Genomic DNA, 13,000 nt, shown 5'->3' on the forward strand with positions numbered 1-13,000 from the left:
ATAATTTTTTACCTCTTGAGTATAATCAAAAGGGGTTAAACGTGAAATTTATATTTTTCGAAAAATCTATAAAGCCGAAAATTATAATATGAAGTGTTCTGGGGGCGGGGATATTAAATTGAGATGCGGTTTAGGATAGGTTTTAAATCTATAATTAAAAAACTGAGAACCCTTTAAGTTAAAATGTGAAATATTATCGTTATTAATTAAAGAAAAAGGAGAAACTAAATTTTTCACTTTGCCATTTTCCTCTTCTTCTGTTATTGAATAAAATATAGAAGTATCAATAGAATCATCTAGTGCAACAATTACTGAAGGCGCGATAATAAGCGCCATAAATAGTGTTGTAAAAAATATTGCTATTGCCTTTTTATGCATCTATTTTTTTTAAAAAAGCCAAATATAAAAATTAAGGGCTCTTAAAAGTGTTAAATAAAGTTTAAATTAATTTAAAATGAAAACTCCTTTTTAGGCGCATAAAAAGGAGTTTTTCGGTTTTTGGTATTTTATAAAGCCACTAAATCACCCGTTTCATTTTTAGTAGGTAAATCAGATTTTCCCATTAAGAAAATATCCACTTGGCGTGCGGCCTCCCGACCTTCAGAAATGGCCCAAACAATTAACGATTGGCCCCTGCGCATATCACCTGCCGTAAAAATATTAGGGATGTTGGTTTGATATTTACCGTATGCTGCCTTATAGTTGGAACGTGCGTCTGTTTCAATGCCCAATTGGTCTGCAATGGTGCTTTCCGGCCCTGTAAATCCTAAAGCTAGTAAAGCCAAATCACACGGCCATGTTTTCTCGGTGCCTTCAATTTCTATTAATTGCGGACGTTCACCCAGTTCCATTTTCCACTCCACATTAACCGTTTTTAAGGCTATTAATTTGCCGTTGGCGTCTTTTATAAACTCTTTGGTATTGATTAACCAGTTTCTTTCAACACCTTCCTCGTGCGATGAGGATGTTTTTAACTGTAAAGGCCAAAAAGGCCAAGGTGTTGTTGGCGAACGGTATCCTGGGGGTTTTGGCATAATTTCAAAATTAACGACCGATTTTGCACCTTGGCGGTTTGATGTACCCACACAATCGGAACCGGTATCGCCACCACCAATAACTATCACGTGTTTATTGGTTGCCAAAACCTGATTTTCCACTTTTTGCCCAAACAATACTTTGGTTTGTTGGGTTAAGAAATCCATAGCTTGTACCACACCATCGGCATCGGCACCTGGTGTTGGTAACCCTCTTTTTAGGGTAGCGCCGCCGCATAATACCACGGCATCAAAATCTTTTAGTTGGTTGGCATCAAAGTTAACGCCCACATTCACATTGGTTTTAAATACGATGCCTTCAGCTTCTAAAATGGCAACTCTTCGGTCTATAATCCCTTTTTCCATTTTAAAATTCGGAATGCCATATCGCAGTAAGCCGCCAACTTTATCATCGCGTTCAAAAACGGTAACGGTATGTCCTGCCCTGTTTAATTGTTGGGCTGCCGCTAAACCTGCGGGCCCAGAACCAACAATGGCTATGGTTTTTCCGGTGCGCGTTTTTGGCGGTTGCGGTTTTATCCAACCTTCTTTAAACGCGCGTTCTACGATATTTTTTTCAATATTTTCTATTGAAACGGGGTCGGAAATTATACCCAATACACACGATTTTTCACAGGGTGCAGGGCATAAACGGCCTGTAAATTCAGGAAAATTATTTGTGGCATGTAATAACCAAGAAGCCTTTTGCCATTCGCCTTGGTGTACCATGTGGTTAAAATCGGGGATGAGGTTGCCAAGGGGGCAACCGCTATGGCAAAACGGAATACCGCAATCCATACAGCGGGAACCTTGTTCGGTTTTTTCTTTCTCGCTAAGTTCTATTGTAAATTCATTATAATGTTTAACACGCTCTTTTACGGGCATGTTGTTTTCATCGTGTCTTTCAATTTCTTTAAATCCTGTTATCTTTCCCATGACCTTATGCTATTGTTAATTCTTCTACCATTTGTTCTTCGGTCTCTAAACGTTTTAAGGCACGTTTGTATTCCGTAGGCATTACTTTTACGAAGTTTTTCAAGCTAGATTCCCAATTGGTTAATAATACCTTGCCTCTGTTACTATGGGTGTAACGTACATGGTTTTCAATTAGGGTCTTTAAATCGTTGGCATCTTCATTTAAAACGGGCTCAAATTCAATGGATTCCGTATTGCATAATCCGTTTGTGAATTTATTTTCGGGGTCGTAAACATACGCGATGCCGCCACTCATGCCTGCGGCGAAGTTTCTGCCTGTTTTACCAAGAACGACTACTTTTCCGCCTGTCATGTATTCACAACCATGGTCGCCAACACCTTCAACAACGGCAATGGCACCCGAGTTACGAACCGCAAAGCGTTCGCCAGCAATACCGTTTATGTAGGCTTGACCTTCAATGGCGCCGAACAAACAAACGTTGCCTACAATTATGTTCTCTTCGGCAACAAAAGTGGCTTTGGCGGGCTTTTTTACTATTAATTTTGCTCCCGATAAGCCTTTTCCTAAGTAATCATTCGTATTGCCTTCAAGCGTAAAGGTTAAGCCATTGGCTCCAAAAGCACCAAAACTTTGGCCCGCAGACCCTGTAAAGTTGATGTTTAAAGTGTCTTCAGGCAACCCAAGATGACCATATATTTTAGATATTTCGTTACTTACAATGGCACCAACGGTTCTATCGGTATTGTGTATTGGGTAGCTTAACGTCATCTTTTCTTTTCTGTACAACGCCCTGTGCGAATCCTTTAATATGTGAAAATCAAGCACATCGTTCAAGTGATGGTCTTGGGCTTCGGTATTTCTAAGGGGCATGGTTTTGTAGGCTTCGGGGCGGTGTAGGATAGCCGATAAATCCAACCCTTTTGCTTTGTAGTGCGATATGGCTTTGTTGGCGTTTATTTTATGCGTTTGTCCTACCATCTCCGCTAAGGTTCTAAAGCCCAATTGCGCCATGATACCTCTTAATTCTTCCGCAATATAGTAGAAGAAATTTATAACGTGCTCTGGTGTTCCCTTAAAGTTTTTACGCAATTCCTTGTCTTGGGTAGCGATACCAACCGGACAGGTATTTAAGTGGCATTTACGCATCATAATACAGCCCGAAGCAACCAATGGAGCGGTGGCAAAACCAAATTCTTCGGCACCTAATAAGGCAGCAATGGCTACGTCGCGCCCTGTTTTTAATTGCCCATCACATTCAACTATAATTCTGCTTCTTAAATTGTTTAAAACCAAGGTTTGCTGTGCTTCGGCTAAACCAAGTTCCCAAGGCAAACCTGCATGTTTTAAGGAGGTTAGCGGGGATGCTCCCGTACCGCCATCATAGCCTGCAATTAACACGACATCGGCTTTGGCTTTGGCTACACCAGCGGCAATAGTGCCTACGCCCACTTCAGAAACCAGTTTTACATTGATTCTGGCGTCGCGATTGGCATTTTTAAGGTCGAAAATTAATTGTGCCAAATCTTCAATAGAATAGATATCGTGATGCGGTGGCGGTGAAATCAATCCAACAAAAGGGGTTGAATTACGTGCCGCTGCAATCCATGGCAATACTTTTTCGCCCGGTAATTGCCCGCCTTCACCGGGTTTTGCGCCCTGTGCCATTTTAATTTGAATTTCCTTCGCATTGGTTAAATAATGTGAAGTAACACCAAACCTGCCGGATGCTACCTGCTTGATGGCCGAATTACGACTATCGCCATTTAAGTCGGGGTGGAAACGTTTTCGGTCTTCGCCACCTTCACCGGAATTCGATTTTCCGCCAATACGGTTCATGGCTATGGCTAGGTTTTCGTGCGCTTCCCTAGAAATGGAACCATACGACATGGCCCCTGTTTTGAAACGTTTTACAATTTCCGTCCAAGGTTCTACTTCATCCAACGGAATGGGGTTTAATTTATCAAATTCAAACAACCCACGGATGGTCATTAAATTTTCGGCCTGTTCGTTGACGGCTTTTGCATACACATCATAGCTAGCTTGGTCGCTTAACCTAACCGCTTGTTGTAATTTGGCAACCGTTGTTGGGTTAAACATGTGGCGTTCGCCATTGCGTCTCCATCGGTAATCGCCACCAATATTAAGGCCTAAACGTTTGTCTATTAAATTGTCAGGATACGCGTATTTGTAACGCTCGTTGATTTCTTTTTCTATTTCATACAAACCGATACCTTCAATACGTGATGTGGTGTAAGGGAAGTATTTTTCAACGAATTGAGAATTGAAACCTACTATTTCAAAAATTTGGGAACCTCGGTACGAATGAAGCGTTGAGATGCCTATTTTGTTCATAATTTTTAAGATACCAGAACCTATGGCTTTGTTGAAGTTGTTCACGGCCTTATCTTCATCAATACCGGTAATGAAGCCTTCCTTCACTTGCATTCTGATAATTTCGGTAACCATATAGGGGTTGATGGCACTTGCGCCATAACCAAATAAAGTAGCAAAATGATGCGGTTCGCGTGGTTCTGCCGATTCGATGATGATATCGAAATAGGAGCGTTTGCGCAAGCGGTTCATTTGATGGTTAACGTACGAGCAGGCTAAAAGTGCTGGCATGGGCGCAAACTCTTTATTAACGCCCCTATCGGACAAGATGATGATGTTCACACCGTTATCAATCGCTTTTGAGACTTGTACGATCAAATCTTCCAAGGCATCTTCCAAACCGTTGAGCCCTTGTGCTTTTGGGTATAGCATTTGAAAGGTTTCCGCTTTAAAGCTTTCAATGGTAATGGTTCTAATTTTTTCTAAATCGGCATTGGAAATAACGGGGTTTTGTATTCGCAGTTTTCTACACTGTCGTTCAGTGATGCTGAAAATATTACGGTCTTTTCCAAGATTTAGGCTGATATCGGTAACAATTTCCTCGCGAATACCATCCAAGGGCGGGTTGGTAACTTGGGCGAACAATTGTTTAAAGTAATTTGAAATTAATTGGGGCCTATCCGATAAAACCGCTAGGGGCGTATCGGTTCCCATAGAGCCCAAGGCTTCTTTTCCAGAAACCGCCATGGGCGTGATAACTTCTTGAATATCTTCAAACGTATAATTAAATAAACGTTGTCGTGTTTTGATGTCGATGGTTTCTATAGGGCAGGTTTCGTTGGTGTAAGGCACGTCCTTTAAATGCAAACGTGTTTGGTCAAGCCATTTTTTGTAAGGGCGTTCGCGAACAATTTTGTTTTTAATTTCTTCATCTTCAATAATGCGCCCTTCATTCATGTCCACCAAGAACATTTTTCCGGGTTCCAATCTGCCATGTCTTTCAACGTCTTCTGGCGCAAAATCTACCACGCCAATTTCAGAAGCCATGATTAATTTGCCGCTTTTTGTGATGGTATATCTGGAAGGTCTTAAGCCATTTCTGTCTAGTAAGGCACCAATATAATCGCCATCGGTAAAGGGCACCGATGCAGGCCCATCCCATGGTTCCATGATGCACCCGTTGTATTCGTAAAAGGCTTTACGTTCCTCGGACATGGTTTTGTGCTTTTCCCACGCTTCTGGAATCATCATCATCATAATTTCTGGAAGCGATCGATCGGTATGCGTTAAGAGCTCTACCACCATATCCATGGATGCAGAATCTGATTTTCCGGGTAAAATAATGGGGAACAGTTTTTCTATTTGTGGGCCAAAAACCTCACTTTTCATAATTTCCTCGCGTACGCGCATTCTGCTTACGTTACCGCGCAGGGTGTTTATTTCGCCGTTTTGGCACATGTATCGAAACGGTTGTGCCAGTTCCCAGGTAGGCATGGTGTTGGTAGAGAAACGCTGGTGCACCAAGGCCAAACGCGTTACAAGGTCGGGTTGTTGTAAATCGGTGTAGTAGGGGCCAATGTCCTCGGGCATGATGATGCCTTTGTAAATTAAGGTAGTTGTGGATAAACTGGGCACATAAAAATAATTGCTTTCGGAAACCTTCGATAACCGGATGGTATGTTCGGTTATTTTTCGGGCCATGTAGAGTTTTGACTTAAATACAGCTTCGGTAATGCTTTCGGTCTTGCCAATGAAAAGCTGTTCGATGGTTGGTTCCGAGGCTAAGGCAATTTCCCCCAATTGAGAGGAATCTACGGGTACTTTTCGCCATCCTAAAACAGCAAGTCCCTGTGCTTTTATTTCTTTTTCAAAAGTGTCCTTACAATATTGGTATTGATTGGGTGTTTTGGGCAAGAATACCATACCAACAGCATATTCCCGTTGGGCTGGAAGTGTAAAATTGCATACGCGTTTAAAATAATCGTGGGGGATATCAATTAACAAACCAGCGCCATCGCCCGTTTTTCCATCGGCACTTACACCGCCACGGTGCTCTAATTTCACCAGGATTTCAAGCGCATCGTGAATGATTTGATTTGTTTTCTCTCCTTTAAGATTACAAATAAAACCGGCACCACAATTTTCGTGTTCAAATTCAGGCGAATACATTCCTTGTTTCTTCAGCATAATCAACAAATATTGGTTTAAAAATTTGAGTTGGAACGCTAAGGTATAACCTAGTTTTTGAATAACAATAGGGCACAATTCATTATTTCGATTTTAGGAGCGAAGTCGCGCTTAAAATAATGATATATCAATAATAAACTCATTTTTTAATAAATACTTAATCGCTTTTAATTGAGAATAAATAAGGATTGCTGAATAAGAATCATCAAAAATTATATGAGGCAGAAATAGAGGCTGTATTGGAAAAAAAACGATTAATGAAGCAAATGCAATTTGTTAAATACTTAAAAAATGTAAAAATTAAATTTATACCCTTAAAAAAATAGGGTATAAAAATATATATATAATAAAAGTTATTCAATAACCCCTATTTTTTATGGGTATAAATATTTTTTAATATAGTTTTACAACATTCTTAAAGAACGTAACCAATAATTAATAACTTAAAATTTAAACATTATGAAAAGATTAATGACACTTTCAATGCTTTTTATAGCTACGGTTGCATTGGCCCAAGAAGAAGCCCCTGCAAAAAAAGTTTCTATAAGCGGAACGGTTGATGCTTATTACCAAACCAATATCACATCAACCGATAAAGCCATTTTTGGCGACGATGGCGATGCTTTCCAATCGTTTGGAACTTCGTTTGCCAACGAAACAGGTTTTGCTTTGGGCATGGCAAACCTAATTGCAAAATACGAAGGCGAGAAAACGGGCGTTGTAGCCGATGTTGCCTTTGGCCCCAGGGCCGATGCCGCCACTGGAGGTTTTAATTTAAACCAATTGTATGCCTATTGGAACGTATCCGAAAGTACCAAGTTAACCATGGGGCGTTTTAATACTTATTTAGGCTATGAGGTCATCTCACCTGCTGTTAACTTTAACTATAGTACTTCGTACTTGTTCTCAAGTGGCCCTTTTTCGCATGTTGGTTTGAAGGCCGATTTCTCGCTGTCTGAAGATTTCAGCCTGATGGTAGCGGCCATGAACGTAACCGATGAAAACAGCAACCTTACCGGAAAATATGCGTTGGGCGCTCAATTAGGTTATGCCGGACAGTTTTTGAACTTATATTATGACGACAAGGCCAAATTAGGTTTTGAAATCGATTATACCGGCGGCTTCGACCTCACCGATTCATTCTTCCTAGGCATCAATGGCGCTTATGCCGATAACGAAGGCAATGGGTTTTATGGTGTTGCTCTCTATCCGCAACTTGCTGCTTCCGATTCGTTCTCAGTAGGTTTGAGAGGTGAGTATTTCAGCCAGATGATTGATGGCGTTTCAGACGATCCAAATGTATTCGCCCTCACTTTAACAGGCAGCTATTCCATAGAAAATTTAATCATCAAACCAGAGATTAGGTTAGATTCAAATAGCGAAGATGTGTATTTCGATAACGATTTGGCACCAACAAAAAGTTTGGCAGCATTTACCTTGGCAGCCATTTATTCATTTTAAACCTTAAAGCAAACAACGATGAAAAAAATTGAAGCAATTATTAGAAAATCCAAGTTTGGTGTTGTGAAAAATGCACTGCACAGCGTGGGAGTAACCTTTTTCTCCTATTGGGATGTTACGGGCATTGGAAATGAAAAAGAAGGTCATGTATATCGTGGTATCTCGTACAGCACTAGCGATATTCAGCGAAGGTACTTGTCCATAGTGGTGAATGACGATTTTGAGGAAATCACCATTAAAACTCTATTAGATGCTGCCGCAACCGGCGAAGTTGGGGATGGCAAAATATTCGTGTCGGACATTCAGGAATGTTACAGAATACGAACAAAAGAAAAAGGCGGGGAAACCTTAAGATAAATTTTAAAACTTATACACATGGAAATATTAACAACCAATAACGTATGGATGATGATCTGTACAGCACTCGTCTTTTTTATGCACTTAGGGTTTTCGCTCTTAGAAATTGGCTTAACAAGACAAAAAAACACGATTAACATCTTATTTAAAAATGTATTTATAGTCTGTATCGGGCTTTTACTATATTGTTTAATTGGGTTTAACTTAATGTATCCCGGAGCCTTTAATGGTGTTTTAGGATTTTCAGGATTTGGGCTTACTTCACCCGTAACCCCAGAAGGGTTATTGGATTTAACCTATAATCAAGGTTATACCTATTGGACCGACTTCTTGTTTCAAGGGATGTTTGCCGCTACGGCCGCTACCATTGTATCGGGCGCCGTAGCCGAACGTGTTAAAATTGTACCCTTCATGATATTTACCATATTTTATGTTGGTTTGGTGTACCCCATTGCAGGCTCTTGGAAATGGGGCGGCGGGTTTTTACAAACCATGGAAACCCCGTTTTACGATTTTGCAGGTTCTACCTTGGTACATTCCGTAGGGGGTTGGGCAGCGGTGGTAGCCGTTTGGTTGTTGGGTCCGCGTATCGGGAAGTTTGTTGATGGCAAGCCCCAAGCAATCCCTGGGCATAATTTGCCTTTAGCCACAGCGGGCGTACTTATTTTATGGTTGGGATGGTTTGGGTTTAATGGTGGTTCGGTGCTTTCAGCTGATCCCGGATTAACTTCTTTAACGCTTGTTACTACCTGTTTGGCTGCTGCATCTGGTGGGGTTGTGGCCATGTTGGTTTCAACGGCGGTTTATAAAAACTTAGATTTAACCATGTTTTTAAACGGTATTCTTGGTGGCTTGGTAGCAATTACCGCCGGTGCCGACCAAATGAGTCCTACCGATGCCATTTTAATAGGTTCTATTGCCGGTGCCATTATTGTTTTGGCGGTGGCTTGTGTTGATAAAATAAAACTGGACGACCCCGTTGGAGCCATTGCGGTACATTTGGTTTGCGGTTTATGGGGTACCTTGGCGGTTGGTTTCTTTGGAAAATTGGCAGGTTTCGATCAAATTATAAGTCAGTTGATAGGTATCATCTGTTACGCGGTGATGTGTTTGGGGTCTTCTTTTATCATTCTTATTATATTGAAGAAAACCATGGGCCTACGCGTTTCAGAAATAGAGGAATTGGAAGGTTTGGATGGCCATGAGCACGGTATGGACGCCTATCCGGATTTTAGATTGAATGAGAATACCTAATCACGTTTCATTCATTTAAAAATATTAAAAAGGAGCTTCTTTATCGAGGCTCCTTTTAGTTTTTATTGTTCGGCACGAAAGATAGTTTTCGGTTGTTTAAAATCTTTTCTAAAACACGTTGGAGTTCGGTTTCTTTTTGTGTGCCTATTAAAAATTTCTTACCATCATTCAGTTCAATGGCCAACCCTTTATTGCCTTTTGTGTTATAAACAGTACCATATTTTGTCCAAAACCTTATGCCCCAACCACCAACAAAGCCATAATTCAGAATTTCAGCATATTTTACGTCCTGCCATTTCACTTGTTTTTTTACAAATAATGGAAAGAATTGGATTCTAATTTCATGTTGGTCGATTTCGGTTTTTAAATTCATCACCCAAAACAAAACGATTAAGGAAAAAACAAATGCGGAAAACAGGATAAGTCCAAGATCGCTCATGGGGTTATTACCAAAGGGTTCGCCCAAAATCAATTGTTTGTAGATGCCCATAACGGGAATAACGCTTAGGCCAGCCAAAAGGAGCCAAAGCCACCATTGGGTGAATGTTTGGGTTTCTTTAAATTCAATGTTCACTGAATCTATTATTTTACAGGGCGAATTGGTGCTTAAAATTACGCCGAATTCCTGCTGGCATTAATATTCCCAAACAATGAACGCGTTACAATTTTTTCAAAAATCTTGATTTCCTCTTCGTTTGAAACGGGGTCTTTTTCTAATTCTTGAATTTTTTTAAGGGCGTATTGCTGTATGGTAAGTAATGGTAGCACAATGGATTCCCTTACATCAATTGATGCTTTTCCCGAAGGTTCGTTTTCCATTAATTCCTTGTATCCCGTAAGTTTTAGCAATAAAGTTTTGGTTGTAATGTACTCGCTGTAAATAATGTTCCAAAACTCGCCAAACTCGGCATCTTTCGACATGTATTTGGTTAAGTCGAAAAACGATTTCGTTAAACTCATCATGCTGTTTTCCAATAGCGTTTTAAAGAATTTTGAATTTTTGTAAAGCGCCTCAACTTTATGGAACTCGCCGTTTTCCTCATATTTTTTTAATGCCGTACCAACGCCAAAAAACCCGGGAACGTTTTGCTTTAATTGGCTCCAGGAACCTACAAAAGGAATGGCACGTAAATCTGAAAAAACCAATTTATCTGAAGATCCTCGTTTTGATGGCCTACTGCCTATATTGGTTTTGGCATAATATTTTAAGGTGCTCATACGCTCTAAATACGGAATGAACATGGGGTGGCTTTTAAAATTTTTATATGCGGTGTAACTTGTTTCGGCCAAATCGATCATAACCTTGCGGTCTTCACCCAATAGTTCATGTTTTTTACTTGCCAAACGGTTGAACATGCCCGAACTTATTAATTGTTCGAGGTTGTATTGCGATGAGTCCAAAGTTCCAAAATTGGAGCTTATGGTTTGTCCTTGAATGGTTAATTGCACTTCTTTATCTTCAATTTTTGGGCCTAAGGATGCATAAAATTGATGCGTTTTTCCGCCACCACGTGCTGGTGGGCCACCACGACCATCAAAAAAGATAGCCGTAATATCGTATTTGCGCGACATTTCTGTAAGCAGTTCCTTGGCTTTATAGATACCCCAGTTTGCCATTAAATAACCGCCATCTTTGGTGCCATCGGAAAAACCGAGCATGATGGTTTGTTTTTTGCCTCGGTTTTTTAAATGGGCCATGTACGCTGGGTTTGTATAAAGTTGCTCCATTACTTTGGGCGCGTTTTCCAAATCGTCAATGGTTTCAAAAAGCGGCACTACATCAACGGTTAAATGGTCTTTAAACGCTACCATTTTCAGCATTGCAAACAATTGCATTACGTTTAAAGCGGTTTGGTTGTTGCTTATAATGTACCTGTTGGCACCACGCTCGCCGTTTGATTGTTGGATTTCCTTTATAACCTCGATGGATTTTAGGGTATTGTAAACCATTTCATCCTCAAATGCATTGATGTCAATGGTTTCGTTTTTTGCTTCCGATAAAATTTTAATTTGTTCCTCTTCAGTTAAATCGTTGTAATTTTTTGGGAAGGAACCGTGGCCTTTATCAATTAAATAATTTATAACGGTTGAAAAAACCGCGTTGTGTATGCGGCTATCTTGCCTAATGTCCAAGGTAGCGAAACTGTATCCAAAAATATGGATTCGGTTAATTAAGCTATTTATTTCTGTAACGTACAACGATTGGAATTCTTCAATAATAAGGTTGCGAATGCTCAATAGTTCGGTGAGCAGCTCTTTTGCCGTAATAGCTTCGGGATAATCCAAATTAATACTGTAGTTGTACAAGATAGTTTCAAGTCGGACCACGCGCTCTTCAACGCCCCTAAAGGTAAGTTTACGGCGCAGGTTTTTTAAATCGGCGTAATATTTTTTTAAGATGGCCTGTTTTAGTTTGCGTGCCACTTTTAGGGTGGTATCGGGTTTTACAAAGGGGTTGCCATCGCGGTCGCCACCGGGCCAAAAGCCAACATTTATTATTTCGTTGTGTTTTTTGCCATCATCGTAAATATTTTGTTGGATGTAATTGTAAATTTCGCCAAACGAGTGGTAAAAAACGTTTTCTAAGTACCAAATCAAACTTTTGGCTTCGTCGTAAGGCGTTGGTTTTTCATGTTTGAAAAACGGGGTTTTTCCCAATTGGGCGAACAGGTTGTTAATTTCCGAAAGGTTATTTTTCTTGATGGCCTCGGTTAAATCGGTAATAATGCCCAACACCGAGCCGGGGTAAAATTGCGTAGGGTGCGCGGTTAGCACAATACGCACCTTAAATTCTTCAAGATAGCTTTGCAGTTCTTTTAGGTTGTTGTTTGAAACGGCCGATTCTTTTAAGTTCCTCAGGGTTCCAATGCCTTCCATATTGTTTACTATGGGGAAAGCGGCATCTTCAACAGCGTCAAAAAGTACTACTTGTCTTTCAATATATTGAATAAAGCGAAACAGCAAATTTATTTGGCTTTCCTTGGTGCGACGGGCTTGGTATTTGTTAAAAAAAGTATCAACGATGGTTGTAGGATCGTCGCCATTGGCAAATCCTGTTTGACAGGTTTCATGGAATAATGGCAACAATGCCCCAGTTTTTGTAATGGCGTCAAAAGGCAAGGTCATAAATATACTGTTGTATATTTGGTATTTTGACAGTACGTTTTGCTTAAATCGTGTTAGTTTTGGCTCTACAGACATACAGATAGTTCTATTGAAATGAACCATAAAAGTAAGCAAGCTTTGATAAACGAAGGCCTTCTTGTTGAAATTTTATCGTTTTTTTTTAATTCATCAACCCAAATTGAGAAAAATTAAATAAAAACCATCGCTTGATAGGAATTTTTATGGCACAAAACTTTTAAAATTGGCATAAATTCGATTCCAGCGTAAGTGGTTTACGAACAAAACAGGTTTAAAATATGATATTTATCATATT

Annotated in this window: 8 protein-coding genes; 3 read left to right on the forward strand and 5 right to left on the reverse strand. The window is 40.1% G+C overall.

Annotated elements, in window-relative coordinates; translation table 11 throughout:
• Positions 1–81 precede the first annotated feature (81 nt).
• The 3 genes from GQO80_RS03300 to gltB form a co-directional block, all read right to left on the reverse strand.
• The gene (locus tag GQO80_RS03300) at positions 82–378 is read right to left on the reverse strand and encodes a hypothetical protein (RefSeq protein WP_157206910.1); all 297 of its coding nucleotides are present in this window, start codon (positions 376–378) and stop codon (positions 82–84) included.
• 128 nt (positions 379–506) lie between these two features.
• Complete coding sequence (locus tag GQO80_RS03305) at positions 507–1,970, reverse strand: glutamate synthase subunit beta (RefSeq protein WP_157206911.1); 1,464 nt, start codon at positions 1,968–1,970, stop codon at positions 507–509.
• Positions 1,971–1,974: 4 nt separating this feature from the next.
• Positions 1,975–6,489, reverse strand: coding sequence for a glutamate synthase large subunit (gltB, locus tag GQO80_RS03310; protein ID WP_232333106.1), 4,515 nt, complete (start codon positions 6,487–6,489; stop codon positions 1,975–1,977).
• A 459-nt stretch (positions 6,490–6,948) separates the two neighbouring features.
• On the opposite strand from gltB, the gene GQO80_RS03315 reads away from it, so the two are divergent.
• Genes GQO80_RS03315 through GQO80_RS03325 form a run of 3 tightly spaced genes read left to right on the forward strand, consistent with a single transcriptional unit; the run spans position 6,949 to position 9,561 of the window.
• Positions 6,949–7,950, forward strand: coding sequence for an outer membrane beta-barrel protein (locus tag GQO80_RS03315; protein ID WP_157206912.1), 1,002 nt, complete (start codon positions 6,949–6,951; stop codon positions 7,948–7,950).
• Positions 7,951–7,968: 18 nt separating this feature from the next.
• Positions 7,969–8,307: a P-II family nitrogen regulator gene (locus GQO80_RS03320; RefSeq protein ID WP_157206913.1), complete on the forward strand. Its 339-nt coding sequence runs from the start codon at positions 7,969–7,971 to the stop codon at positions 8,305–8,307.
• A gap of 18 nt (positions 8,308–8,325) precedes the next feature.
• Positions 8,326–9,561, forward strand: coding sequence for an ammonium transporter (locus GQO80_RS03325; protein ID WP_157206914.1), 1,236 nt, complete (start codon positions 8,326–8,328; stop codon positions 9,559–9,561).
• A 55-nt stretch (positions 9,562–9,616) separates the two neighbouring features.
• Here GQO80_RS03325 and GQO80_RS03330 read toward each other — a convergent pair whose 3' ends face one another.
• A complete protein-coding gene (locus tag GQO80_RS03330) occupies positions 9,617–10,135 on the reverse strand; it encodes a hypothetical protein (RefSeq protein WP_232333107.1) in 519 nt (172 codons plus the stop codon).
• A 38-nt stretch (positions 10,136–10,173) separates the two neighbouring features.
• Positions 10,174–12,762: a phosphoenolpyruvate carboxylase gene (locus GQO80_RS03335; RefSeq protein ID WP_157206915.1), complete on the reverse strand. Its 2,589-nt coding sequence runs from the start codon at positions 12,760–12,762 to the stop codon at positions 10,174–10,176.
• Positions 12,763–13,000: the final 238 nt, after the last annotated feature.

Origin of the sequence: Mariniflexile maritimum (assembly GCF_009746565.1) — a bacterium.
GTDB lineage: Bacteria > Bacteroidota > Bacteroidia > Flavobacteriales > Flavobacteriaceae > Mariniflexile > Mariniflexile maritimum.

Coding starts and splice junctions, on each gene's coding strand:
- GQO80_RS03300 (WP_157206910.1), bottom strand. CDS start 378: ATGCATAAAAAGGCAATAGCAATATTTTTTACAACACTATTTATGGCG.
- GQO80_RS03305 (WP_157206911.1), bottom strand. CDS start 1,970: ATGGGAAAGATAACAGGATTTAAAGAAATTGAAAGACACGATGAAAAC.
- gltB (WP_232333106.1), bottom strand. CDS start 6,489: ATGCTGAAGAAACAAGGAATGTATTCGCCTGAATTTGAACACGAAAAT.
- GQO80_RS03315 (WP_157206912.1), top strand. CDS start 6,949: ATGAAAAGATTAATGACACTTTCAATGCTTTTTATAGCTACGGTTGCA.
- GQO80_RS03320 (WP_157206913.1), top strand. CDS start 7,969: ATGAAAAAAATTGAAGCAATTATTAGAAAATCCAAGTTTGGTGTTGTG.
- GQO80_RS03325 (WP_157206914.1), top strand. CDS start 8,326: ATGGAAATATTAACAACCAATAACGTATGGATGATGATCTGTACAGCA.
- GQO80_RS03335 (WP_157206915.1), bottom strand. CDS start 12,762: ATGTCTGTAGAGCCAAAACTAACACGATTTAAGCAAAACGTACTGTCA.